Origin of the sequence: Streptomyces sp. GS7, from assembly GCF_009834125.1 — a bacterium.
GTDB lineage: Bacteria > Actinomycetota > Actinomycetes > Streptomycetales > Streptomycetaceae > Streptomyces.
In genome coordinates this window covers 1,020,431-1,045,000 of sequence record NZ_CP047146.1, presented here as the reverse complement: position 1 = coordinate 1,045,000, position 24,570 = coordinate 1,020,431, and the positions used below count along the sequence as shown (strand labels likewise).

The following is a 24,570-nucleotide window of genomic DNA, read 5'->3' as shown; positions in this document are numbered from 1 at the left end:
CAGGAGATGCCTCCGTGTGTCATATCCGGTATTAGACCCCGTTTCCAGGGCTTGTCCCAGAGTGAAGGGCAGATTGCCCACGTGTTACTCACCCGTTCGCCACTAATCCCCGGCCGAAACCGGTTCATCGTTCGACTTGCATGTGTTAAGCACGCCGCCAGCGTTCGTCCTGAGCCAGGATCAAACTCTCCGTGAATGTTTACCGGTAATCCGGTGACACTCGCGTTGAGCGGAACAACCAGGAGGAATAGTCCCAGTCGTTCACAGCGTCCTCGCTGTGTGCGCCTCCCAAAAAAATTGGAAGGACTTTCAAAGGAACCTCATCTCCATGATGGAGACGGGGTATCAACATATCTGGCGTTGACTTTTGGCACGCTGTTGAGTTCTCAAGGAACGGACGCTTCCTTTGCGCCTGTTTCACCAGGCTCTCCGGGCGCTTCCCTTCGGTCTTGCGTTTCCGACTCTATCAGACCCTCGCGGCTCCGATTTTCGCCGGTGCGATCCGGCCTTTCGACCTTCTCGCGGTTCCAACCTTACCAGATCCGTTTCCGGCTCCGGCCCCCTGTTGGAGCGGGGTCGGCCGCTTCGCTTTCGCTTTTCGGCCTTTCCGACTTTAGCAGATCTTCGTTCCTGCCGTTTCCGGCTTGAATTCTGTTCCGATTACCCATCGGGGGGCTTGCCCTTCGGCTTTTCCGACTTTATCAGAAAACGTTCGGCCGAATTAATCGACCGGGAACTTCCGGTAAGTGGTCGGTTGCGCTCCGCCGATGTGAATGTGCGGCTGGAGCGGAGAAGAGACTAACCGTCGCGGTTGAACCTGTCCAGTTCGTTGCAACCGTTCGAATCTACCTCCCCCTGTCACCCGTGTCAACGGGTTTCTGGGGCGGAGAGGAGATTAGCAGGTCAGGTGGGGTCCGCACACATCAGGCGGCGGTGGGGAGGAGGGCAGCTCGGTCGTCCTGGGTGATGTCGCCGGTCTCGCCGGCCCGTACGGCGCGGCCGCCCAGGACGTAGACGTAGGTGAGGAATGCCAGCTCGGCGAGGACGCCGATGCCGATGCGGGCCCAGGTGGGGAGGCCGGAGGGGGTGACGAAGCCTTCGATGGCGCCGGAGATGAAGAGGACAGCAGCCAGGCCGATGGCGACGCCCAGGGCGGTGCGGCCCTCTTCTGCCAGGGCCGTGCGGCGGGTGCGCGGGCCCGGGTCGATGACGGTCCAGCCCAGGCGGAGGCCGATGCCGGCGGCGACGAAGACGGCGGTCAGTTCGAGGAGGCCGTGCGGGAGGATCAGTCCCAGGAAGGTGTCGAGGCGGCCCGCGGAGGACATCAGGCCCAGGCCCGCACCGAGGTTGAGCATGTTCTGGAAGAGCACCCAGAGGACGGGGAGGCCGAGGAAGGCGCCGAGGACCAGGCAGAGGGCGACGGCCTGGGCGTTGTTCGTCCATACCTGGGCGGCGAAGGCCGCGGCGGGGTGGCTGGAGTAGTACGTCTCGTACTCGCCGCCGGGGCGGGTCATGTCGCGCAGGTCCTGGGGGGCGCCCAGGGCGGCCTGGACTTCCGGGTGGGCGGCTATCCACCAGCCGAGGAGCGCGGCGACGGTGACGGAGAGGATCGCGGTGGGGATCCACCAGTGGCGCAGGCGGTAGACGGCGGCGGGGAAGGACGTGGTGAAGAAGCGGGCGGCGTCGCGCCAGGAGGACGTGCGGGCGCCGGTGACCTTGCTGCGGGCGCGGGCCACGAGGGAGGTCAGGCGGCCGGTCAGCGCGGGGTCGGGGGCGCTGGAGAGGAGGAGGGAGAGGTGGGTGGTGGTGCGCTGGTAGAGGGCGACGAGTTCGTCGGCCTCGGTGCCGGTGAGGCGGCGTTTGCGGCTCAGCAGGGTTTCCAGGCGGTCCCATTCGGCGCCGTGGGCCGTAACGAAGACGTCCAGGTCCATTCGTCGCTCCTCGCAGCGCTGTGGGTCGTTGCCGGGCCAGCTTGGCAGACTGGCGGGGCGTCGGGCCGGGGCCCTCATGGGGTACGCGGCGTCGGGGGCGTGGCGGCGCGGCAGGGGAACGCGGGGAAGAGGGGACGAGAGGGAGTGGGCGTGTGAGTCAGCTCGTTACGGGTGAAGCGGTGGTGCTGGGGCTGCGGCCGGCCAGGCTGGCGAGTCGGGGGCTGGCGGTGGTGGTCGATCTGGCCGTGGCCTGGGGGACGTACATCGCGGTGACGATGCTGATGGTGAGTGCGACGTCCTCGATGGACGGTGCGGTGGTGGCGGCGGTGACGGTGGCGACCTTCCTGCTGGTGCAGGTGGGGATCCCGATCGTGGTCGAGACGTTGAGCCACGGCCGGTCGCTGGGGAAGCTGATCTGCGGGCTGCGGGTGGTGCGGGAGGACGGCGGGCCGATCCGGTTCCGGCATGCGCTGGTGCGGGGGGCGATGGGGGCCGTCGAGATCGTGATGACGATGGGGGTCGTGGCCTCTGTCGCGTCGCTGGTGTCGGCGCGGGGGCGCCGGCTGGGCGATGTGTTCGCGGGGACGCTGGTCATACGGGAGCGGGTGCCGGAGGCGGAGGCCGGCGGGGTGGTGCTGCCGGCGGCGCCTTCGTGGCTGGCGGGGGAGCTCGGGTCGTTGGATCTGTCGCGGGTGCCGGACGGGTGGTGGCTGGCGGTGCGGCAGTACCTGACGCGGCTGGGGGAGCTGGATCCGCAGGCGGGCGCGGCGATGGCCGGGCGGCTGGTGGAGGACCTGCGGGGGTTCACGGGGGTGGCGGTGCCGGCAGGGGTGGATGTGGCGGTGTATCTGGCCGCGGTGGTGGCCGAGCGGCAGGGGCGGGAGTCGCGGCGGGCGTTCGGGGCGCCGGTGGGGGCGGTGGCCCCGGGTGCGGTGGTTTCCGCGGTGGCGCACTTCGAGGTTGCGGGGCCGGGGGCAGAGGTGGCGTTGTCGCCGGGGGGTGGGCGCGGTGTGTCCGCGGACGGTGCGGGGTGGGTGGCGCCCGGGGGTGCGGCGGCGGGCGACGGCGTGGGCGGGCCGGCGGGTGCGGTGTCGCGGGCGGCTGCGGGTGAGGTGGGGCGTACGGAGGCCGATGGCGGGCCGGGGGGCGGGCAGGCGCCTCGTACGGGGTTCGCGCCGCCGGTATGAGCGGTGGCTCGTTCCGGCGGTGGGGGTGGCGGTCGGGCGGGGCGGGTGCCGGGGGTGGGATCAGGTGAAGGCCGACGGGGGTGAGTCGAGGGATTCGAGTTCGATGCCGGGGGCGGAGAGGACGACGTCGCCGGTGATGTGGACGGGGTGCTGTTCGCCGGTTTCGAGGTCGGTGACCTGGTACTCGTCGGCGATGAGGGGGGCGTTGTCAGTGGCGTGTGGTGTGCTCTTGAGCAGGGCCCACGACTGGTCGAGGGTGCGGGGGGCGAGCACGGGGGGTGTGAAGGCGACGAGGCGGGCGCGGGTGGCGCCGGCGCCGAGGGCGGGGCGCAGCAGGCGGGCGGTGGCGATGAGGAAGGCGGGGGACGCGCCGGTGAAGGCGTGGGCGGGGGCGTTGCCTTCGGTGGCGTGTTCGCCGGTGGGGTCGGTGCGTACCCAGGTGACGCCGTCCAGGGCGGCGGCGCGGACCTGCCAGGCGGCGGCATGGAGTTCGAGGCGGAGGGGGCGGCCGAGTGCGTCGAGGGTGAGGTCAACGGAGCCGGTGTGGTCGCCGGCGGGGTTGACGGTCTGGGAGACGTAGCGCCAGCCGGAGGGGCCGGTGGCGCAGTGGAAGTGTTCTTCGCCGAGGGGGGTGTGGTCGTGCGGGTCGTGCAGGGAGTAGTGGCCGCGGGGCATGGGGGTGGGGTCTTTCGGAGGGGTGGGGTGGATGGTGGACCGGGGGTGGCGTGGGGGTTTCGGGGCGTTTTACGGGTCAGGCCCCCGCCGGGAGGGCGAGGGCCTGGGGCCGGCGGGTGCCGGTGGTGCCGGGTGCCGGCCCGGGTGGGCCGGCGGTGCGGCGGCGGCTCAGTAGCGGTAGTGGTCGGGCTTGAAGGGGCCTTCGACCTCGACGCCGATGTAGGCGGCCTGCTCCGGGCGCAGGGTGGTGAGCTTGACGCCCAGTGCGTCCAGGTGGAGGCGGGCGACCTTCTCGTCGAGGTGCTTGGGGAGCACGTAGACGTCGGTGGGGTATTCCTCGGGCTTGGTGAACAGCTCGATCTGGGCCAGGGTCTGGTCCGCGAAGGAGTTGGACATCACGAAGGACGGGTGGCCGGTGGCGTTGCCCAGGTTGAGCAGGCGGCCCTCGGACAGCACGATCAGGACCTTGCCGTCCGGGTGGGTCCAGGTGTGGACCTGCGGCTTGACCTCGTCCTTGACGATGCCGGGGAGCTTGGCGAGGCCGGCCATGTCGATCTCGTTGTCGAAGTGGCCGATGTTGCCGACGATCGCCTGGTGCTTCATCCGCGCCATGTCGGAGGCGAGGATGATGTCCTTGTTTCCGGTGGTGGTGACGAAGATGTCGGCGGTCTCGACGACCTCGTCGAGGGTGGTGACCTGGTAGCCGTCCATCGCGGCCTGGAGGGCGCAGATGGGGTCGATCTCGGTGATGATCACGCGGGCGCCCTGGCCGCGGAGGGACTCCGCGCAGCCCTTGCCGACGTCGCCGTAGCCGCAGACGACGGCGGTCTTGCCGCCGATGAGGACGTCGGTGGCGCGGTTGATGCCGTCGACGAGGGAGTGCCGGCAGCCGTACTTGTTGTCGAACTTCGACTTGGTCACGGCGTCGTTCACGTTGATCGCCGGGAAGAGCAGGTCGCCGTCGCGCTGCATCTCGTAGAGGCGGTGGACGCCGGTGGTGGTCTCCTCGGTCACGCCGCGGATCTCGGAGGCGAGCCTGGTCCACTTCTGCGGGGCGTCGGCGAGGGTGCGGGTGAGCAGCTCCAGGATGGCGCGGTGCTCGTCGCTCTCGGCGGTCTCGATCCCGGGGACCTTGCCGTCCTTCTCGTACTCGACGCCCTTGTGGACGAGGAGGGTGGCGTCACCGCCGTCGTCGAGGATCATGTTCGGGCCGCCGGTGGGCGAGTTGGGCCAGGTCAGCGCCTGCTCCGTGCACCACCAGTACTCCTCCAGGGTCTCGCCCTTCCAGGCGAAGACCGGGACGCCCTGGGGGTTCTCGGGGGTGCCGTGGGGACCGACCGCGATGGCCGCGGCGGCGTGGTCCTGGGTGGAGAAGATGTTGCAGGAGGCCCAGCGGACCTCGGCGCCGAGCGCCACGAGGGTCTCGATCAGGACGGCGGTCTGCACGGTCATGTGCAGCGAGCCGGTGACCCGGGCGCCGGCGAGCGGCTGGGTCGCGGCGTACTCCTTGCGGATCGCCATCAGGCCGGGCATCTCGTGCTCGGCGAGGGTGATCTCCTTGCGGCCGAAGGCGGCGAGGGAAAGGTCGGCGACCTTGAAGTCCTGGCCGGTGGCTGCTGTCGTCATACGGGCTGCTCCTCGGAGGTCGAGGTTGTTCGGGCAATTCGGGCAGTCTGCGGCGCGGGCCGGGGTTCTCCGGACGTATGCGGAGGAGCGTGCGTTCGCGTGGAGGCGGACACACCCCTCCCCTGGCCGCAGCGCAGTCCGTCGGAGGCCCTCTCTCCCTCGGTCGGTCCGGGGTGCGGACCGCCCGACCGCCATCAGCAGCGACGTCTGACACTGGTCACGAATCTACACCGATCGGGTCGGCGGCCCCAGCCCGGTTCGGCTTGTTCTGTTTGCTCCGGGCGGTCGCGGGGCGTCGGCGGGCCGGGTGGGAGGCGGGGGTCGCGGGGTGCGGTGCGGGGTGGTCGGAGCGCTTTGCGGGGGCCGCCGGGTGTTGGAGGATGCGGGGAGCGCGCGGACGGGTGCACGGGCCGCGCGCACGTTCGCGATGAGGAGAACCACGTGACCACCAGTCCAGCTGGTCCCCGCGAGGGCGCGGGGAGGGACGGGCAGGGGCTGAAGCTGCTCGCAGTGACGGCCTGCCCGACCGGTATCGCCCATACGTACATGGCCGCGGAGAGGCTGGCGCAGGCCGCGGAGTCGCTGGGGCATGAGATCAAGGTGGAGACCCAGGGCTCGATCGGGGCCGAGAACGTTCTGTCTGACAACGATGTCAGGGAGGCTGACGGGATCATCGTCGCGGCGGACAAGGACGTCGATCTGGCACGGTTCGCCGGCAAGCGGGTGCTGGCGGTGGGGGTCGCCGAGGGGATCCGCCACCCCGAGAAGCTGATCGAGCGGGTGCGCAGCGCGCCGGTCCACGAGGGCGGGGCGGGGACCTCCCGTTCCGGTTCCGCGGCCGGGGGTGGGGCGGCCGGCGGCGGCCGGGAGCGCAGCGTGACGTACAAGGCCCTGATGAACGGGGTCAGTTACATGATCCCGTTCGTGGTGGTCGGCGGGCTGCTGATCGCCGTCTCGCTGGCGCTGGGCGGGCATCCGCGGCCGGACGGCGGGCTGGTCATCCCGGACGGTTCGTTCTGGAAGCACGTGAACGACATCGGCGTCATCGGGTTCACGCTGATGGTGCCGATCCTGTCCGGCTATATCGCGTACGCGGTCGGCGACCGGCCGGCGCTGGTGCCGGGCATGATCGGCGGCTGGATCGCCAACACCGGGGCGCTGTACGACTCCAAGGCGGGCGCGGGGTTCATCGGGGCGATCGTGACCGGGTTCCTGGCCGGTTATCTGGTGCTGTGGATCAAGAAGGTCAGGGTCCCGAAGTTCGTCCAGCCGATCATGCCGATCATCGTGATCCCGATCGTGGCGACGACGGTGCTCGGGCTGTTCTTCATCTACGTCATCGGCCGGCCCGTCTCGTGGGTGTTCACCCAACTCACGGGCTGGCTCGGCGGGATGACCGGGTCCAGTGCGGTTCTGCTGGGGGCGGTGCTCGGGCTGATGATCGCGTTCGACATGGGCGGGCCGGTCAACAAGACGGCGTTCCTCTTCGGGGCGGGGCTGATCGCGACCGGCAACCAGAGCGTGATGGGGATGTGCGCGGCGGCGATTCCGGTCATGCCGCTGGGGCAGGGGCTGGCGACGCTGATACGGCGGCGGCTGTACTCCGAGCAGGAGCGGGAGACCGGTATGGCGGCGCTGTTCATGGGGCTGTTCGGGATCTCGGAGGGGGCGATTCCGTTCGCCGCGGCGCGGCCCGCGCAGGTGATTCCGGCGAACATGCTCGGCGGTGCGGTGGCCGGTGCCGTCGCGGGGCTGGCCGGGGCGACGGACGCGGTGCCGCACGGCGGGCCGATCGTGGCCGTGCTGGGGGCGGTGGGCGGGGTGCCGTCGTTCGCGGTCGCGGTGGTGGCCGGGTCGGTGGTGACGGCGCTGGCGACGGTGGCGCTGGTGGACTTCTCGGAGCGCCGGAAGGGCCGCGTGGTCGCGCCGGTTCCCGCGGGGGCGGCGGTGCCGGTGGCGGAGCCGGTGGGTGCCGCGGTGGGGGCCGGTGGTGTTCCGGGGGCCGGTACCGGGGCCGGGGCGGTCGGCGGGCCCGCGGCCCGTACGGCGGTGCTCCCCTCCCCCGCCGGGGACGAGGAGCGCGGCGGGGGCGAGGAGCGCGGCGCGGACGGCGAGGGTGCCGGGGACGGCGGGGACGCGGAGGGGGCCCCCGAGGTGCTCTCCGGGTATCTGACCGGGCGGACCGTGCGTACCCGGCTCGCGGCCGGGGAGAAGGAGGCGGCGATCCGGGAGATGGCGGAACTCGCCGCGTGCGGCGGCTCGGTGACCGATGTGGCCGAGCTGGTGCGGGTGGCGCTGGCGCGGGAGGCGCAGGGCACCACCGGGCTCGGTGAGGAGATCGCCGTTCCGCATGCGAAGACGGATGCGGTGACCGCGCCGGTGGTGGCCTTCGCGCGGTCCGCGGACGGCATCGACTGGGGTTCCCCGGACGGCACGCTCGCGCGGCTGGTGTTCCTGATCGCGGTGCCGCGGGCGGCGGCCGGGGACGAGCATCTGCGCATCCTGGCGCTGCTGTCGCGGAAGTTGACGGACGCGGACTTCCGGGCGCGGTTGCAGGGTGCGGCGGACGGGCCGGAGGTGCTGCGGGTGCTGGCGGAGATCCGGTAGCCGGCGGTGGTACGCGAAGGCCCCCGCGCCCCTTCGGTGGGTGCGGGGGCCTTCGGCGTACGGGGTCGGCTGCCGTGGGGCGGTACGCCGGTCAGCTGCCGTCGGGGGCCGGCGCGGCGGCGGCCTCGTCGTAGATGTCGGGCTCAAGGTAGATGACGCGGGCGATCGGTACGGCGGCGCGGACGCGGGCCTCGGCCGCGTTGATGGCGTCGGCGATCTCGGTGGCGGTGTCGTCGTGGCGTACGGCGATCTTGGCGGCGACGAGGAGTTCTTCGGGGCCGAGGTGGAGGGTGCGCATGTGGATGACGCGGGTGACGGCGTCGCCGTCGACGAGCGCGGTGCGGATCCGGGCGACCTGGTCGGGGCCGGCGGCCTCGCCGAGCAGCAGGGACTTGGTCTCGGCGGCGAGGACCAGGGCGATCGCGACGAGCAGCGTGCCGATGGCCATGGTGCCGATGCCGTCCCAGACGGCGTCGCCGGTGGCGAGGGTGAGGCCGACGCCGCACAGGGCGAGGACCAGGCCGATCAGCGCGCCGAAGTCCTCCAGCAGGACGACGGGGAGTTCGGGGGCCTTGGCGCTGCGGATGAACTGGGTCCAGCTCTGCTGTCCGCGCAGTGCGTTGGATTCCTTGATCGCGGTGCGGAAGGAGAAGCCCTCGGCGATGACGGCGAAGACCAGGACGCCGACCGGCCAGTACCAGTTGTCCAGGGGATGCGGGTGCTGGATCTTCTCCCAGCCCTCGTAGAGGGCGAAGACGCCGCCGATGGTGAACAGGACGATGGAGACCAGGAAGCCGTAGATGTAGCGCTCGCGGCCGTAGCCGAAGGGGTGTTCGGCGGTGGCGGCGCGCTGGGCCTTCTTGCCGCCGAGCAGGAGCAGGCCCTGGTTGCCGGAGTCGGCGAGCGAGTGCACGCCTTCGGCCAGCATCGAGGACGAGCCGCTGAAGGCGAACGCCACGAACTTGGCCGCGGCGATCGCCAGGTTGGCGCCCAGCGCCGCAACGATCGCCTTGGTACCGCCGGATGCGCTCATGGGTGCGCCATGTCCCTTCCGTAGACCGGGCTTTACCGCCCCTTTAATGCCGTGCGGCGGTCATTGTCGCAGCCCGGTCCGTGGAAGGCGCCTTGAGGCCGTCTCGTGGACGGGCGTCAGGCGACGACGGTGGCGCGGAAGAGGGTGCCGTCGCCGGAGAGCGTGAGCCGCTCGCCGGCGGGGACGAAGGCCGACTCGCCGGGGGCCAGGGCCAGTTCCTCCCCGGCCGCGGTGCCCGGGTCCCGCAGGCGGACCGTGCCGGCCGTGCAGAGCAGGATCTGGGGGGTGCGGGAGGCGAGCGGGCGGGGGGCGGCGCCGGGCGCCAGGAGGTAGCGGGAGAGCCGGAATTCGTCGATGGGGGTGTCGTAGACCTCCTCGCCGTCGATCTCCTCGGGGCGCAGCACGCCGGGGTCGCGGGGCTCGAAGCGGACCACGCGCAGGAGTTCGGGGACGTCGACGTGCTTGGGGGTGAGGCCGCAGCGCAGCACGTTGTCGGAGTTGGCCATCAGCTCGACGCCGAGGCCGCTGAGGTAGGCGTGCGGGATGCCGGCGCCGAGGAACAGGGCCTCGCCGGGCTGGAGTCGGACGTGGTTGAGCAGCATGGCGGCGAGCACGCCGGGGTCGCCGGGGAAGTGGTGGGCGAGCGCGGCGTAGGCCGCGTAGGCGGTGGCGTGCGGTCCGTCCTCGGCGGCGGCCCGGGCGGCGGCGGTGGCGGCGCGTTCGACGGACTCGGCCATCGCGGTGCGGTCGGCGCTGAGGACGGCGGTCAGCACCTCGCGCAGCGCGGACTCCTCGGGGCCGGCGCGGAGGATGTCGACGTACGGCTTGAGGTCGTCGACGCCGAGGCCCTCCAGGAGGTCCGCGGTCTCGGCCGGGTGCCGGAAGCCGCAGAGGCCGTCGAAGGGGGTGAGCGCGCAGATCAGCTCGGGCTTGTGGTTGGCGTCCTTGTAGTTGCGGTGCGGGGCGTCGAGCGGGACGCCGCGCCGCTCCTCGTCGGTGAAGCCCTCCTTGGCCTGGGTGAGGTCGGGGTGGACCTGGAGGGAGAGCGGTGTGCCGGCGGCGAGCACCTTGAAGAGGAACGGCAGCCGGGGGCCGAAGGTGTGGGCGGCGGGCTCGCCCAGTTCCGCCTCGGGGGCGGCGGCGATCACCTCGGCCAGGGAGACCGGGCCGGCGCCGCGGTCGACGCGGGAGGGGGCGCCGGGGTGGGCGCCCAGCCACATCTCGGCCTGCGGTTGGCCGGTCGGCGCTATGCCGAGGAGCTCCGGGATGGCGGTGGTGGAGCCCCAGGCGTAGGGGCGCACGGTGTTGACGAGGCGGTCCATGGGAGGGGTGCTTTCTGCGGTTGCGGACGGGGGCCGGCGGGGCTGCCCGGTGCGGCGGGCGGCCCGGGGGCCATGGTCACTCGGTGCCGGCGAGCGCGAGGTAAACGGCGCCGAAATCCGCGATGGCGAGCAGTTCGGCGGCCTTCTCCAGATCGCTGCCGGTGCCCGGTTCCAGTTCGCTGAGGGCGGTGTCGCGCTCCTCGGCGAGCTGGTGGGCGGCGCGGGTGGCGGACAGCGGGCCGGCGGCGCCGTCGCGCAGCAGGACGATCCGGGCGTGCAGGGCGGGGGCCTGTTCGACGCGGTCGCGGAAGAAGTCGTCCGGGTCGGCGCCGGCGGCGAGCGCGCCGGCCAGCAGGGTGCGGTGGGTGGTGAGCGCCTCGGGGAGTTCGGCGGCGAGCGCGGGGCGGCCGGCGAGACCGGCGAGTTCGGTGGCGAAGTGCCGGCCGACGGCGTGGGCGATCAGGCCCTCGGTCCAGATCAGCGGGAGCGCGTCGGCGAGGTCGGCGGCCAGGGTCTTGCCGGGGTTGGTGTACGTGGGGATGGCCGGGCCGCAGCGTTCGGCGAGCTGGTCGAGGCGGTCGGCGAGCTTGCCGAGGGCGTCCGGCGGGGCGCTGAGCAGGCCGATGCGGTCGGCGAGCGCGAGCAGCGGGATCAGTACGGACCAGAGGGTGCCGGGGGCGGCGGGCGGGGCGCCCTCGACGTCGAACTCGGCGTCGTAGGAGGTGGTGGCCAGGGGGACGGCGAGGCCACGGGCCTGGATGACGGCCTCGGCGAGCGGGCCGCCGGCCGGGGTGACGGCGACGACGGCGCAGCCGCGGCGGTACGCCTGCTCGACGAGTTCGGCGAGCCCGGGGTCGGCGGCGTCCGGGCCGGCGAGCAGCAGCAGGTCCAGGGGGCCGGCCCAGCCGGGCAGGGTCCAGCGCAGGGCGCCGGGCAGCGGGGCGACGCCGGTGGGCTGGATGAGGCTGACCGGGCAGCTGCCGCCGCTGAGGGCGCGCAGCAGGTCGGCGACGCCGCCGGCGGCCGGGCCGGGGCCGGCGACCAGGACGGAGCGCGGCCGGCCGTCGGGGGTCAGGTCGGCGATGCCGGATTCGATGGCGCTGCGGGCGGCGGTGCGGACCCGGGCGCCGGATTCGGCGACGCCGCGCAGCAGGCCGAATCGGTCGGCGCCGGCCAGCGCCTCGGGAGCGTCGAGGAGTGACTCGTCGAGCATGGTGGGCGCGGCCTCCGATTCGCCGGGTCGTGCGGGGGAACGCCGGGCGTACCGGGGCGGGCCCGGTGGTGCCCGGTCAGGCGGGGCTGGGGGCACCTCCCACGCCCTTAGGGCTGTGGGGGAGGGCTTCGTCGACGAGGAGCACGGGGATGCCGTCCCGGACGGGGTAGGCGAGGCCGCAGTCGGCGGAGGTGCAGATCAGCTCGGCCGGCTCGTCCGCCGTGCGGTCCTCCAGCGGGGCGTGGCACGCCGGGCAGGCGAGGATCTGGATCAGGCTGGCTTCGACCGGCATGGCGGCTGCTCCTTCGGCGTGGTTGCGGCGTGGCCAGCCTACCGCCGGAGTGGGAGGGCCGCCGCGGAACCAGCCTGCCCGGAGGGGAATCTCCGGGGTGGGAGGGCCTCCCACCCCGGGTGCGGGCTCAGCCGCGGATGATCGCCAGGGCCTCGTCGCGGACCCGGTCGACGGTGGCCGCGTCGCGGGCCTCGGCGTTGAGCCGGAGCAGCGGCTCGGTGTTCGAGGGGCGCACGTTGAACCACCAGTCGGGGGCGGTGACGGTCAGCCCGTCGAGGTCGTCGAGGGTGATGCCGTCGCGGCCCTCGTAGGCGGCCTTGATCGCGGCGAGCCGGCCGGCCTGGTCGTCGACGGTGCTGTTGATCTCGCCGGAGGCGGCGTAGCGGTCGTAGCGGTCGACGAGTTGCGACAGCGGGCCGGGCTGGCCGCCGAGGGCGGCGAGGACGTGCAGTGCGGCGAGCATGCCGGTGTCGGCGTTCCAGAAGTCGCGGAAGTAGTAGTGCGCGGAGTGCTCGCCGCCGAAGATCGCGCCGGTGCGGGCCATCTCCTGCTTGATGAAGGAGTGGCCGACGCGGGTGCGGACCGGGGCGCCGCCGTTCTCCTTGACGACCTCGGGGACGGACCAGGAGGTGATGCAGTTGTGGATGACGGTTCCGCCGGGGTGCTTGGCGAGTTCGCGGGCGGCGACCAGGGCGGTGATGGCGGACGGGGAGACCGGGTCGCCGTTCTCGTCGACGACGAAGCAGCGGTCGGCGTCGCCGTCGAAGGCCAGGCCGAGGTCGGCGCCGACCTCGCGCACCCGCGCCTGGAGGTCCACGATGTTCTTCGGGTCGAGCGGGTTGGCCTCGTGGTTGGGGAACGAGCCGTCCAACTCGAAGTACAGGGCGTCCAGTTCGAGCGGCAGTCCCTCGAAGACGGTGGGGACGGTGTGGCCGCCCATGCCGTTGCCGGCGTCCACCACGACCTTCAGGGGGCGGATGCCGCTCAGGTCGACCAGGGAGCGCAGGTGGGCCGCGTAGTCGGCGAGGACGTCGCGGCGGGTGACGGTGCCGGGGGTGGCCGCAGGCGCGGGGGCGCCGTCGACGGTCCAGCGCTCGACGAGGGCGCGGATGTCGGCGAGGCCGGTGTCCTGGCCGACCGGGGCGGCGCCGGCCCGGCACATCTTGATGCCGTTGTACTGGGCGGGGTTGTGCGAGGCGGTGAACATCGCGCCGGGCAGGCCGAGTGCGCCGCTGGCGTAGTACAGCTCGTCGGTGGAGCACAGGCCGATCTCGGTGACGTCCGCGCCGCGGGCCGCCGCGCCGCGCCCGAAGGCGTGCGAGAGGCCGGGAGAGGAGGGCCGCATGTCGTGCCCGATGACGATCGCGTCGGCACCGGTCACCTGGACGAAGGCCGCGCCGAAGAGTTCGGCCAGCGTCTCGTCCCACTGGTCGGGGACCACACCGCGCACGTCGTACGCCTTCACGATCTGCGACAGATCAGTCACAGCCAGCCCTCCTGAGTCGCTACGGAGCCCCAAACCTACCCGTACGCCCGGTGCGGGGGCCGTGAACAGGACGGGTACGGCAGCGGGCGGGCAGCTGTCCGGAAGGCGTCGTGCGGAGGTGTCAGGAGTCGGGTGAGCGCAGTACCCGGAGATGGCCGCGGCGGGCGACCTCCATGGGCCGGCCGTCGCGGCCGGGGCCCATGGTCTCGGGGCCGCCGCCGGCACCCGCGGCGCGCTCCTGGGGCCGGGCGGCCTCGCGGACGGCGTTGGCCAGCGCTTCGAGGTCGTCGCCGCTGGGGCGGGCGGGTCCGGAGTCGACGGCGAGGCGGACGACCTCCCAGCCGCGCGGGGCGGTCAGCCGCTCGGAGTGCTCGGCGCACAGGTCGTAGCAGTGCGGCTCGGCGTAGGTGGCGAGCGGTCCGAGCACGGCGGTCGAATCCGCGTAGACGTACGTCAGCGTTGCGACGGCGGGGCGGCCGCACGCAGTGCGCGAACAGCGACGTACAGGGCTCACGACGTTGGACGGTACCGCACTCTTGAGCGGGCCGCGACGACTCTCCCCCGGCTCACCCAACCGTGTCGTCCCGGTTCGTCCGATGCGTCTGACCTGCACCCGCTCGGCAGGACCTGCCCGGGGTGGGCCGGGACGGGCCGCGCGGGCGGCCGAAACCCGTCACCGGTCGGCGCATTTCATGTCATTCCGCGGGAGCCGTGCGATCCGACGGCGGGCGGGAAACGAACCGAACCGGGCCCGGAGCGATCACTCGGCGACAACCGGCCAGTTGTCGCACACTGCCGTGCGGGCCGCCCCGCGACGGCTACGCTCGATCTGATGGACAGCCCCGTACCACCCCGCCCGGCGGAGCCCCGGCCGCGCCGCCGCGACCGCCACGGCCGCGGCATGCGCGGTCCGATCGCGCCGCCCCAGGTACCGCTGTCGGTGACCCGCGCCGACGCGTTCACGGATCTCGTCTACGACTCCCGTGACCGCCTGGAGCGGCGCTGGCCGCAGCTGGCGCAGGTCGACTTCCTGGTCCTGGAGGTGCCGGGGTTCGGTCCGGACGGCGCTCCGGATCCGGGTGCGGGCGAGGAGGCCGTACCGCTCGGCCGGGTGCTGCCGGCGGCCGGCGCATATCGCGACCGGATCGTGATCTACCGCAGGCCGGTGGAGATCCGCACCAAGAGCCGCGACGAGCGCGCGCTGCTGGTGCACGAGGTCGTCGTCGAGCAGGTCGCCGAACTCCTCGGGCTGGCACCGGAGTCGGTGGACCCGCGCTACGGGCAGGAGTGATCCCGTAGCGCGGGCCGGCGGTCACATCGTCGGCGCGGTGCTCACTTCGTCAGCAGGGACAGGTCCTGGCCCGCGGTCGGCACCACGACCGAGCCGCGGTCGTCCGGCAGCGGCTGGATGGTGAAGGCGGGCACCTGGCCCTGCGGCAGCGCCAGCATCCGGGAGGCGTAGACGGGGCCGCTGCCCTGCTGCGGCTCGACGGTCAGCGCGTAGGAGCCCTTGAGTCCCTGCGGCTGCGGCGGCTGGACGGCGAGGGTGGTGCCGCCCTTGACGGTGTACGTCTTGGAGACCGGGGTGCCGCCGCCGCTGCCGGCCGACGCGGTGACCTTGACCGTGGCGTCCTTGCCCTTCTCCGGCGCGACCAGCGACAGGGTGCTGCCCTTGGCGCGGTTGTCGGCGACCGAGCCGCGGGCCTCGATCGCCCGGGTCGCCGGGATGAAGGCCATCTCCTGGTTGTCGCCCTTGCCGCGGATGACCTGGAGCGCCGCCGCGACCGGGGCCGCGGAGCCGCTGTCGGAGGGGGTGAGGACCAGCGAGCCGGCCTCGCCCTTGGTGACGTCCTTGAGGTCGACGGAGGTGGTCATCCCGCTCTTGACGTGCAGGGTGTCCAGACCGGCCGGGGTGATCGCGCCGGTGGGGGTGGCCAGTTGGACCTTCAGGTCGGCGTCCGCGTTGCCGGGGGCGACGGCCACCAGCCGGACGTCGGTGGCGTCGGCCGGGATGCCGGGCAGCACCGCGGTGGCGGCCGGGTCGGCGGCGGGCGGCAGCCAGTCGCCGCCGGTCTTGGCGTCGTTCGCCTGCACGGCGGCGCCGACCCGGCCGGAGCGGACGGTGACGTGCAGCGCGGCGTCGGCGGTCGGGGTGCCGGTGAGGGTGGACAGCAGCACCGGGACGGTGGCATGCGGCGGCACCGTGATGTCCTCGCCACCGCCGCCGGCCAACGGCCCGTCCTTGCCGCGCATTTCGAGGTCGACGACGGCCGGGGTCGGGTCGGGGTTGGTGAGGTGGACGTAGTCGGTGCGGCCGGAGTCGGTGCTCACGCCGGGGAACCAGAACTGGGTGTCCGGGGCGGTGCAGCTCAGCCCGAGGAGGCCGCGGCCGGCGCCGGCGGAGACGGCGGTGGTCTGCTGGACCGTCCAGCCGGGCGCCAGCGCGCCGTCCGCGGAGCCCGCCAGGGCGGGCGCGTTGGCGCTGTCGGTGGTCGTGGTGACCGGCTTGCCGGCCTCCTGGAGGGGCACCACGGGATTGGTGTCGGCCGGCTGCACGACCTGCCCGGCGCCGGAGTCCGCGGTGCTGCCGCCCTTCTTGCCCTTCCCGGCGTCCTTGCCGCCCTTGCCGGCGGGGTTGCCGCTGCTGTCGGCGACGGTGCCGGTGGGCTGGAGCTGGGCGGTGCCCTTCTTGGCGTCCGCGCCGGCCGCGGTGCCGGGGGGCGTGAAGGCGGTGTAGGCGGTCTCGGCGACCTCCGAGGAGGTGGGGGCCGGGCACAGCAGCGCGGAGCGCTGGACGGGCAGCCGGGTGCCGCTCCCCGGCGCCGGGCCCGCCCCGCCGCCGGGGGCCGCGACGGCGGCGACGCCGGTGGCGGCGGCCAGCGCGGCGGTCACGCCGATCAGGGACATCGTGGTGCGCTTCACTGCTGGTCGCTCCCGTCACGGCGCGGCTCGGGGTAGGCGTCGGAGTACCCGGAGTACGCGGTGTCGTCGTAGGGCTGCTGGGGCTGCTGGGGCTGCTGGGCCGGGTCGCCGTACGGCTGCTGCTGCGCGCCGTAGCCGTACGGGTCGTAGCCGCCCGCCTGGTAGGGGTCGGCCGGGTAGCCGCCGGCCTGGTACGGGTCCGGCGCGTAGGGCTGCCCGCCGTACTGGCCGGCCCCGTACGGGTCGTCTACCGGGGCGTACTGCTGCTGGTCGGCGGGGTGCCCGGGGGCGGTGGGCGGGGCCTGCTGGGCGGCGGCCTGCCAGTCCTCGTAGGAGTGCTGCTGGGGGACGGCGGCGTACGGGTCGGTGAGCTGCGCGGGGTCCGGCCCGGGGTCCGGCGCGGGGGCGGCCGGCGGGTCGGCGGGGACCTCCTCGCCCGTATCGGCGGCCGGGAACGCCGCCTCGTCCGCCGCCGCTGCCGCTCCCGCACCCACTGCCGCACCCGCCGCGGCGGCGCCCGCCGCCTCGGCCTGGGCGCGCAGTCGGCGGGCCCGGCGGCCCTCGCCGGCGGCCGGCGCCGCTGCCGCGGCGGCCGCGGCGGCGTCCTCGGGCAGGTCGTCGTCGACCTCCCGGCGTCGGCCCGGCAGCGCCATCACCACCAGGACGAGGGCGAGCAGGCCCTGGGCCCACAGCCAGAGGGTGTGGCTCAGCGGGTTGTCGTGGGTGAGGTCGAGGCGGCCGCCGCCCGACGGGAGCTGGAAGCCCTGGGCCCAGCCGTCGACGGTGACGGGCTTGAGGGCGGTGCCGTTGAGGCTGGCGTGCCAGCCGTCGTCGGCGGCGTCCGCGATGCGCAGGATCCGGCCGGCGGAGCCCTCGGGCACCTTCGTGGTGTGCGCGTCGACCGGCCCGGCCGGTACGGGCACCGGCGCCACGGCGTCGCCGCTGGCGGTGCCCTCCTTGGTCTGGCCCGGCACGATCGAGATCCGGGAGACCCGGCGGTCGATCCGCCACAGGGCGCTGCCGTCGTCCTGGCTGAGCCGGGTCAGGCCCGGGGTCGTGTCCAGGACGCGACCCATCTCGCGCGGGGCGCCCTTGCGGACCAGGACGTAGCGGACCGCGTAACCGCCGAGCTGGTCGGTCTGGTCGGCGCCGGAGCCGGCCACGAGGTGGGCGACGATGCTGTCGAGCCGCTGGTCCGTGCCCGCCCGGTCGGCGATGTCGGCGTCCCCGAGCTGGGCGCCGGAGCCGCGGACCAGTGAGTAGGAGACATGGCCCGCCGTGCCGTCCAGGACGAGGGTGCGGGCGCGGTCGAAGGTGCTGGACTCCTCGGCGACGAACGCCGGGACCTGCGTGGGGTCGCGCCGCTGGAGCGGGCCGGCGGCGCCGGTGATCATCCAGCTGGCCGCGGCGTAGAGGGGGGCGATGGCGGACGCCAGCGCGATCAGGACGGCCACCGGCTGCTTCCAGCCGAAGCCGAGCGCGGCCATGCGGGTGCGGATGCCCTCGGCGCCGACCGTCGCCGCGCACAGCAGCGCCAGCCCGTAGACCAGCATCGCGGGCCCGGTCCAGCCCGAGGCGTTGCCGAGCGCGGCGAGCAGCAGCCCGGTCAGCGCCACCGCCCAGGCGGTGCGGATCGCGGTCTGCCGCTCGCCGCGCAGCGTGGCGGCGAGCGCGGCCAGGACGACGCCGAGGAGCAGCAGTCCGCCGACGGCCTTGGGGCCGCCGGGGCTGAGCCCGACGAGGTCGAGCACGGAGGCGCTGCCCGCGCCGTAGTCGAGCCCGGCCTCCTGGAAGAACCGCGACGGGTGGGCGAACAGCGACAGCGACCAGGGGGCCAGCACCACCAGCGGGGCGACGGTCACGGCCAGGAAGCGCACCGCGTACGCCGGCAGCAGCGCGCGGTTGCCGTCCAGGAGGCGCAGGACGAGCAACCCGATGCCGAGCAGCACCGCGATCGGCCAGACGATCGGGGTGAAGGCCGTCGTGAAGGTGACCAGCAGCGCGTAGGCCCAGGCGGCGCGCCAGCCGGGGCGGGTGCCGGTGGCCAGCCGCAGCCCGCTCGCGGCGACGGCGGCGCGCGCCATCAGAGGCAGCAGGACGGCCAGTACGGCGGTGCCCAGCCGGCCGCCGGCGAGCGCGCCGGTGGCGGCGGGCAGGAAGGCGTAGGCGATGCTGCCCCAGGCCCGCAGCAGCCGGGAGGCGACCAGCGGGCGGGAGGCGAAGTACGCGGTCAGGCCGGCCAGCGGCACGGAGCAGACCAGCAGCAGGGTGAGGGTGAAGCCGGTGCTGCCGAAGAAGAGCGTGGACACCACGGCGAGCACGGCCAGGTAGGGCGGCGCGGCGGCGGTGTCGCCGACGCCGACCGGGTGCCAGCTGTCGACGTACGACGACCACAGGCCGCCCAGGCTCCCGGGTGCCGGCAGCAGCGCGCCGCCGGCCAGCGAGCCGGTGCCGAGCAGCCCGCGGCAGGCGATCAGGGAGACGACCAGCAGGACGAGGAAGAGCACCGGCGCGGGCCGGCGGGCGATCCGCTTGAGCCGGGCGAACTGCTCGATCTCCAGGAAGTCGGCGTCGTCGCCGCCGGGTCCGGACTCCACGGCGCCGTGCCGGCCGGCCGAGGCCACGTCGGGGGCGGCGCGCCCGGCGAGGTTGCCCGCGACCTGTTCGGCGGTGGCGCGGACGGTCGCGCCGGGCGGCGGGAACAGTGCCCGCAGCTCCTTGGCGTCCACCGCAGGACGGCCGCGGCGCTTGCGCCCGGCGAGGATCTTGCCGGGCCGCAGCAGGGTCCCGAAGAGGCCGGCGAGTTCGTCCAGCGCCTGGCCGGGGACCTTGCCGACGAGGTAGGCGAGGACCCGCAGGAAGGTGCCGAGCAGCAGCCGCACCAGGGTGTACGGGAGCAGTGCGCCGCGGGTGTTGGTGAGCAGCGTGTAGACCGCGCCGGCCTTGTCGACGCGGTGCGGGTTGGCGACATGGCGGCCGACGCAGTCGATGGGGCGGCGCTCGCGGGCGGCGGCCTCGGCGTGCCGCAGGATGGCGTCCGGTGCGACGAGGACCTGGTGGCCGGCGGCCTGGGCGCGCCAGCACAGGTCGACGTCGTCGCGCATCAGCGGCAGTCGGCGGTCGAAGCCGCCCAGCTGCTCGTAGACGTCGCGGCGGATGAGCATGCCGGCGGTGGAGACGGACAGCACGGGCCGGATCTGGTCGTGCTGTCCCTGGTCCTGTTCGCGGCGGTCCAGGCCGGTCCAGCGCCGGCCGCTGCGCGCGATGCTGACACCGGCTTCGAGCAGCTGCCGGCGGTCGTACCAGCTGCGCAGCTTGGGTCCGACGACGACGGTGGAGGGGCTGGCGTCGGCGACCCGCAGCAGCTCGGCGAGCGCGTCCGGCTCGGGCGCGCAGTCGTCGTGCAGCAGCCACAGCCACTGGACCGGCTCCCCGTGCGGGAGTTCCGGCATGTCGTACGCCTCGTCGCGCCAGGTGCGGCTGACCGGGTCCCAGCCGCTGGGCCGCCGCAGGTACGGCAGGTCGTCGGGGCCGAGGACGGGGGCGGTGCGGACGGCCTCGTCGACGGCGGTGCCGAATCCGGAGCGCCGGGCGAGGTGCAGGACGCGTTCGTCGCCGATGGCCTCGGCGAGCAGCCGTGCGGAGTCGTCCGCGCTGCCGGTGTCGGCGCCGACGACGTTCTGCACCGGGCGCTCCTGGCCGAGCAGCCCGGCGAGCGCGTCGGGCAGCCAGCGCGCACCGTCATGGGAGACGATCACCGCGGTGACGACGTGCCGGGGGAATTCTGGAGTGACGGCTGCGTGTGAGGCGGCCTGGGCCGCCGGCTGGCTGTGCACGGACATCGAGGTACGGGCCCTCCGGACCCGGGAGTCCGGGGCCCGCGGCGAAGTCGCTCAAGGCCCCCGCCCCCGGAAGACACTGCGACGGACTACGAGGGACACGCGCACCCCGCGCCGGGGGCGTTGGCGTGTCTCGGACGGGGCCCCACACTAATGCTTCGCGCCGGGCCGCCAACCGGCTCCGTACACAGCAGACCGCCTCCGGCGAACAGAGCGCTGGAGGCGGTGGGTTCGGTATGGGGGGATATGGGGAGTTGGGGTGGTGCGGCGGTGTGGTCGGCACGGCCGCGTGCTGCCGGTCGGGCGGGCTGGCCTGTCATGGTCAGACGGCGGCCTTCTTCAGCCGGCGCCGCTCGCGTTCGGACAGACCGCCCCAGATACCGAAGCGCTCGTCGTTGGCGAGGGCGTACTCCAGGCACTCCGACCGGACTTCGCAGGCGAGGCAGACCTTCTTGGCCTCGCGGGTGGAGCCACCCTTCTCCGGGAAGAAGGACTCGGGGTCGGTCTGGGCGCACAGTGCGCGCTCCTGCCAGCCGAGCTCCTCGTCCGCCTCCTCGACCAGCAATTCCTGGAACAGCTCGGTCATGTGCGCCCCTCGTCTGTCTTTACGTCCCCGTGATCAAGCCGTGATCGATTTCGGCTGAACGACACGAGTGAAATTACAAGTGTGCTGATCCGGGCCAGTCAAGCCGAGATCTGCTATTGGGCCTCTTATTCACTCTGCGGAACCAAGCGTATGCGGAAAGTGTTCAAATCATCCAAAACCAGGACACTTCCCCGGGCGTGCCATCCGCGGGTTTCTCTCGGCACCTCTCCAGCACCTCCCGGCACTTCTCACGCACTGAGACGCCGGCGAACCGCCCATCCGTTGCACCCGGCGCGGCGAAGCGGGGAAGATCACAGCGGGATCACAGGTCCGCAACGGCGTTGGGGGGCGCGGCTGATGGGCGACCTCTCCTCACGGCGGGCTGCACAAACCTTTCTCCGGACGCGGTAACCGGATGAGGTGAATGCGTCCGGCGAACCCCGCCTCCGGTTGACAGCGCGCCGCCGCCCCGTGTCTCCTTGACCGCATGCCAGCGACCGCCGCGCCCCGCCTGACCCGTTCCTACGGGTCGCTCTGCGCTGCGCAGGCCCGCTGCCGCTGTTCCAGCTGTCGTAGCCACTGAGCTCCAGCCGCCGCTCGCACCACCCCGCAGCGCCCTTGCTCTGCCGCGACCACCGCGCCGCGCCCCCACAAGGAACAGCCCGCGCCGTGCCGCACTCCCCCGCCACCGCCGGGCGGATCCCCGCCGCACCGCCCCGCACTTCCGCCGAGGAACCCGGAACCCCATGAACAGCGACGTCCAGATCGCCGGCGACCCGCTCGCCATCCCGCACCTGCTGCCGCCCGTCCCCGCCCACCCCGCCACCGTCGCCGGCTTCGCGGGCCTGGCACGCTCGATCGCCGCCGACCGCGCCTCCTGGGCGCCGCTGGTCCGCTTCGACGCCACCACCCGCTGGTACCACCGGCTGCGCCGCGGCCCGGGCTACGAGGTGTGGCTGCTGAGCTGGGTGCCCGGCCAGGGCAGCGGCCGGCACGACCACGGGCCGTCGTCGGGCGTACTGACCGTCCTGGAAGGCGAGTTGACCGAGCACGGCACCGGCGGGACGCGCACGCTGGCGGCCGGGGCGCAGCGGGTCTTCGCCCCGGGGTACGTCCACGAGGTCGCCAACGACGCGCTGGCGCCCGCCGTCAGCCTGCACGTGTACTTCCCCGGCCTGACCGAGATGCCGATGCACGGCGCGCCGCACGGCGCCCGGTGCGCGGCTCCCGCCCCGGAGACCGCGGCGCCCTGACCCGCCGCCGCCCCGGCGGCCCCGCCCTCGCGCGCAGCGGCCCCTCGTGACGTCCGTCCCTCCTGGCCACCACCCCTCATGGACGCGGCATCCGGCTGACACACTTACCGGCATGCGCATTGTGGTTCTGGCCGGCGGTATCGGCGGCGCCCGCTTCCTGCGGGGACTGAAGGCAGCGGCTCCGGACGCGGACGTCACCGTCATCGGCAACACCGGCGACGACATCCATCTGTTCGGGCTCAAGGTGTGTCCCGACCTCGACACCGTGATGTACACGCTCGGCGGCGGCATCAACGAGGACCAGGGCTGGGGCCGCGCCGACGAGACGTTCCGGGTCAAGGAGGAGCTGGCCGCGTACGGCGTCGGACCCGAGTGGTTCGGGCTGGGCGACCGGGACTTCGCCACCCACATCGTGCGGACGCAGATGCTGGGCGCCGGCTATCCGCTCAGCGCCGTCACCGAGGCGCTCTGCGACCGCTGGCAGCCCGGGGTGCGGCTGCTGCCGATGTCCGACGACCGGGTCGAGACGCATGTGGCCGTCGAGGACGAGAGCGGCGAGCGCAAGGCGGTCCACTTCCAGGAGTACTGGGTGCGGATGCGGGCCTCGGTGCCGGCGCACGCCGTGGTACCGGTCGGCGCCGAGCAGGCCAAGCCGGCGCCGGGCGTGCTGGAGGCGCTCGCGGCGGCGGACGTGATCCTCTTCCCGCCGTCCAACCCGGTGGTGAGCATCGGCACGATCCTGGCCGTACCGGGCATCCGGGAGGCCGTCGCGCAGGCCGCGGCGCCGGTGGTCGGACTGTCCCCGATCGTCGGGGACGCACCGGTGCGCGGGATGGCGGACAAGGTGCTGGCGGCGGTGGGCGTCGAGGCCACGGCCGCGGCGGTGGCCAAATATTACGGAGGAGCGAAGCGACTTCCCCTGAAGGGTGGCGGTGGGCGACGGGCGGGCGGAAGTGGGTTGCTGGACGGCTGGCTGGTGGACACCGTCGACGCGGACGCGGTGGCCGAGGTCGCGTCGGCGGGGATCCGCTGCCGGGCCGTACCGCTGATGATGACGGACGTGGACGCCACGGCCGCGATGGCGCGTGAGGCGCTGGCGCTGGCCGAGGAGGTACGGGCGTGAGCGAGCGCAGCATGGGGGTCCCCCCGGCCGGAGGCTGGGGGAAAACGATGGAAAGGTGCGCGCCCCGCGAATGCGGGGCCGAGCGAAGCGAGGTCTCGGCATGAGCGGGGCCGGGGAGACGCCCGGGTACCGGGTGTGGGCGCTGCCGGGGCTGCCGGAGGTGCGGCCCGGCGACGACCTCGTCAAGCTGATCACCGCCGCGGCCACCGCCGACGGGGTGTCCCAACTGGCCGACGGGGACGTCCTGTTGGTGACCTCGAAGATCGTCAGCAAGGCGGAGGGGCGGATCGTCGAGGCGGCGGACCGCGAAGCGGCGATCGACGCCGAGACGGCGCGTGTGGTGGCGCGCCGCGGCACGCTGCGGATCGTGGAGAACCGGCAGGGGCTGATCATGGCCGCGGCCGGTGTGGACGCCTCCAACACCCCTTCCGGGACGGTACTGTTGCTGCCGGAGGACCCGGACGCGTCGGCGCGCGCCCTGCGGGCCGGGCTGCGCGAGGCGCTCGGCGTCGACGTCGGGGTGGTCGTCAGCGACACCTTCGGGCGGCCGTGGCGCAGCGGCGTCACCGACGTCGCCATCGGGGCGGCCGGGGTGCGGGTGCTGGACGACCTGCGCGGCGGCACGGACGCGTACGGCAACCCGCTCACCGCCACGATCGTGGCCACCGCCGACGAACTGGCCGCGGCCGGCGACCTGGTGAAGGGCAAGGCGGCCGGGCTGCCGGTCGCGGTGGTGCGCGGGCTGCCGCACGTCGTGGCGGCGGCGGGCGGCCCGGACGGCGACGGCGACGGGGCGCGCGCGCTGGTGCGGGGCGCCGCGGACGACATGTTCCGGCTGGGCACCTCGGAGGCCGTACGGGAGGCCGTGACGCTGCGGCGCACGGTCCGGGAGTTCGCCGACGACCCGGTGGATCCGGGGGCGGTCCGGCGCGCGGTGGCGGCGGCGGTCACCGCGCCGGCGCCGCACCACACGACTCCCTGGCGGTTCGTGCTGCTGGAGTCGGCCCGGTCGCGGACCCGGCTGCTGGACGCGATGCGGGACGCCTGGGTGGCCGATCTGCGCGCCGACGGGAGGTCGCAGGAGTCCATCGCCAAGCGGGTGCGGCGCGGCGACGTGCTGCGCAACGCGCCGTATCTGGCGGTGCCGTGCATGGTCCTGGACGGCGCGCACACCTACCCGGACGCGCGGCGGAACGCCGCCGAGCGCGAGATGTTCGTCGTCGCCCACGGCGCCGGCATCCAGAACTTCCTGGTCGCGCTGGCCGGCGAGCGCCTGGGGTCGGCGTGGATCTCGTCGACGATGTTCTGCCGGGACGTGGTCCGGGACGTGCTCGACCTGCCGGCGGACTGGGAGCCGATGGGCGCGGTGGCCATCGGCCATCCCGCGGGCCCCCCGAAGCAGCGGCCGCCGCGCGCCACGGAGGACTTTGTGGCGGTGCGCTGACGTACGGGGGATGCCGGAGGGGGCGCCCTCG

General features: G+C 73.6%; 18 protein-coding genes and 1 rRNA gene (1 of these 19 running past the window's edge). 6 read left to right on the top strand and 13 right to left on the bottom strand.

Annotated features, from left to right (window positions below; genetic code table 11):
* Both GR130_RS04425 and GR130_RS04420 read right to left on the bottom strand, forming a co-directional pair.
* Positions 1–196: ribosomal RNA gene (locus GR130_RS04425) — 16S ribosomal RNA — on the bottom strand (it extends 1,333 nt beyond the left edge of the window).
* Positions 197–923: 727 nt separating this feature from the next.
* The gene (locus tag GR130_RS04420) at positions 924–1,931 is read right to left on the bottom strand and encodes a stage II sporulation protein M (RefSeq protein WP_159503483.1); all 1,008 of its coding nucleotides are present in this window, start codon (positions 1,929–1,931) and stop codon (positions 924–926) included.
* 152 nt (positions 1,932–2,083) lie between these two features.
* On the opposite strand from GR130_RS04420, the gene GR130_RS04415 reads away from it, so the two are divergent.
* Positions 2,084–3,118: an RDD family protein gene (locus GR130_RS04415; RefSeq protein WP_159503482.1), complete on the top strand. Its 1,035-nt coding sequence runs from the start codon at positions 2,084–2,086 to the stop codon at positions 3,116–3,118.
* A gap of 60 nt (positions 3,119–3,178) precedes the next feature.
* On the opposite strand, the gene GR130_RS04410 is transcribed toward GR130_RS04415, so the two are convergent.
* Together GR130_RS04410 and ahcY are read right to left on the bottom strand one after the other, a co-directional pair.
* Positions 3,179–3,793 carry a hypothetical protein gene (locus GR130_RS04410; RefSeq protein ID WP_159503481.1) on the bottom strand — a complete coding sequence of 205 codons (615 nt, stop codon included), beginning with the start codon at positions 3,791–3,793 and terminating at the stop codon, positions 3,179–3,181.
* 168 nt (positions 3,794–3,961) lie between these two features.
* Positions 3,962–5,419: an adenosylhomocysteinase gene (gene ahcY / locus GR130_RS04405; protein ID WP_159503480.1), complete on the bottom strand. Its 1,458-nt coding sequence runs from the start codon at positions 5,417–5,419 to the stop codon at positions 3,962–3,964.
* A gap of 510 nt (positions 5,420–5,929) precedes the next feature.
* Here ahcY and GR130_RS04400 point away from each other — a divergent pair.
* On the top strand, positions 5,930–8,026 hold the full coding sequence (locus GR130_RS04400; RefSeq protein ID WP_159509746.1) for a fructose-specific PTS transporter subunit EIIC: 2,097 nt from the start codon (positions 5,930–5,932) through the stop codon (positions 8,024–8,026).
* A 91-nt stretch (positions 8,027–8,117) separates the two neighbouring features.
* Here GR130_RS04400 and GR130_RS04395 read toward each other — a convergent pair whose 3' ends face one another.
* The 6 genes from GR130_RS04395 to GR130_RS04370 form a co-directional block, all read right to left on the bottom strand.
* Positions 8,118–9,059: a cation diffusion facilitator family transporter gene (locus tag GR130_RS04395; RefSeq protein ID WP_159503479.1), complete on the bottom strand. Its 942-nt coding sequence runs from the start codon at positions 9,057–9,059 to the stop codon at positions 8,118–8,120.
* A gap of 116 nt (positions 9,060–9,175) precedes the next feature.
* The gene (manA, locus tag GR130_RS04390; RefSeq protein WP_159503478.1) at positions 9,176–10,381 is read right to left on the bottom strand and encodes a mannose-6-phosphate isomerase, class I; all 1,206 of its coding nucleotides are present in this window, start codon (positions 10,379–10,381) and stop codon (positions 9,176–9,178) included.
* Between the two features lie 76 nt (positions 10,382–10,457).
* Entirely contained in the window at positions 10,458–11,594 is a 1,137-nt protein-coding gene (locus GR130_RS04385; protein ID WP_159503477.1) for an SIS domain-containing protein, read from the bottom strand.
* A gap of 76 nt (positions 11,595–11,670) precedes the next feature.
* Entirely contained in the window at positions 11,671–11,886 is a 216-nt protein-coding gene (locus tag GR130_RS04380; protein ID WP_159503476.1) for a Trm112 family protein, read from the bottom strand.
* 127 nt (positions 11,887–12,013) lie between these two features.
* Positions 12,014–13,372 (bottom strand): phosphomannomutase/phosphoglucomutase, encoded by a 1,359-nt coding sequence (locus GR130_RS04375; protein ID WP_159503475.1) that lies wholly within the window; start codon positions 13,370–13,372, stop codon positions 12,014–12,016.
* Between the two features lie 121 nt (positions 13,373–13,493).
* Entirely contained in the window at positions 13,494–13,946 is a 453-nt protein-coding gene (locus tag GR130_RS04370; protein ID WP_159503474.1) for a DUF3499 domain-containing protein, read from the bottom strand.
* A 258-nt stretch (positions 13,947–14,204) separates the two neighbouring features.
* On the opposite strand from GR130_RS04370, the gene GR130_RS04365 reads away from it, so the two are divergent.
* Entirely contained in the window at positions 14,205–14,663 is a 459-nt protein-coding gene (locus GR130_RS04365; RefSeq protein ID WP_201304793.1) for a metallopeptidase family protein, read from the top strand.
* A 41-nt stretch (positions 14,664–14,704) separates the two neighbouring features.
* Here GR130_RS04365 and GR130_RS04360 read toward each other — a convergent pair whose 3' ends face one another.
* The 3 genes from GR130_RS04360 to GR130_RS04350 form a co-directional block, all read right to left on the bottom strand.
* Positions 14,705–16,294 (bottom strand): DUF5719 family protein, encoded by a 1,590-nt coding sequence (locus GR130_RS04360; protein ID WP_159503473.1) that lies wholly within the window; start codon positions 16,292–16,294, stop codon positions 14,705–14,707.
* The gene (locus GR130_RS04355; protein ID WP_159503472.1) at positions 16,291–20,136 is read right to left on the bottom strand and encodes a glycosyltransferase family 2 protein; all 3,846 of its coding nucleotides are present in this window, start codon (positions 20,134–20,136) and stop codon (positions 16,291–16,293) included. Before GR130_RS04355 ends, GR130_RS04360 begins: the two co-directional genes overlap by 4 nt.
* A 319-nt stretch (positions 20,137–20,455) precedes the next feature.
* Complete coding sequence (locus GR130_RS04350; RefSeq protein ID WP_003983763.1) at positions 20,456–20,719, bottom strand: WhiB family transcriptional regulator; 264 nt, start codon at positions 20,717–20,719, stop codon at positions 20,456–20,458.
* A gap of 746 nt (positions 20,720–21,465) precedes the next feature.
* Between GR130_RS04350 and GR130_RS04345 the strand changes: the two genes are divergently transcribed.
* The 3 genes from GR130_RS04345 to GR130_RS04335 all read left to right on the top strand — a co-directional run bounded on the left by GR130_RS04345 (position 21,466) and on the right by GR130_RS04335 (position 24,539).
* Positions 21,466–21,972: a cysteine dioxygenase gene (locus GR130_RS04345; RefSeq protein ID WP_159503471.1), complete on the top strand. Its 507-nt coding sequence runs from the start codon at positions 21,466–21,468 to the stop codon at positions 21,970–21,972.
* Positions 21,973–22,084: 112 nt separating this feature from the next.
* Entirely contained in the window at positions 22,085–23,095 is a 1,011-nt protein-coding gene (gene cofD, locus GR130_RS04340) for a 2-phospho-L-lactate transferase (protein WP_159503470.1), read from the top strand.
* A gap of 100 nt (positions 23,096–23,195) precedes the next feature.
* Positions 23,196–24,539, top strand: coding sequence for a coenzyme F420-0:L-glutamate ligase (locus GR130_RS04335; RefSeq protein WP_159503469.1), 1,344 nt, complete (start codon positions 23,196–23,198; stop codon positions 24,537–24,539).
* Positions 24,540–24,570 lie beyond the last annotated feature (31 nt).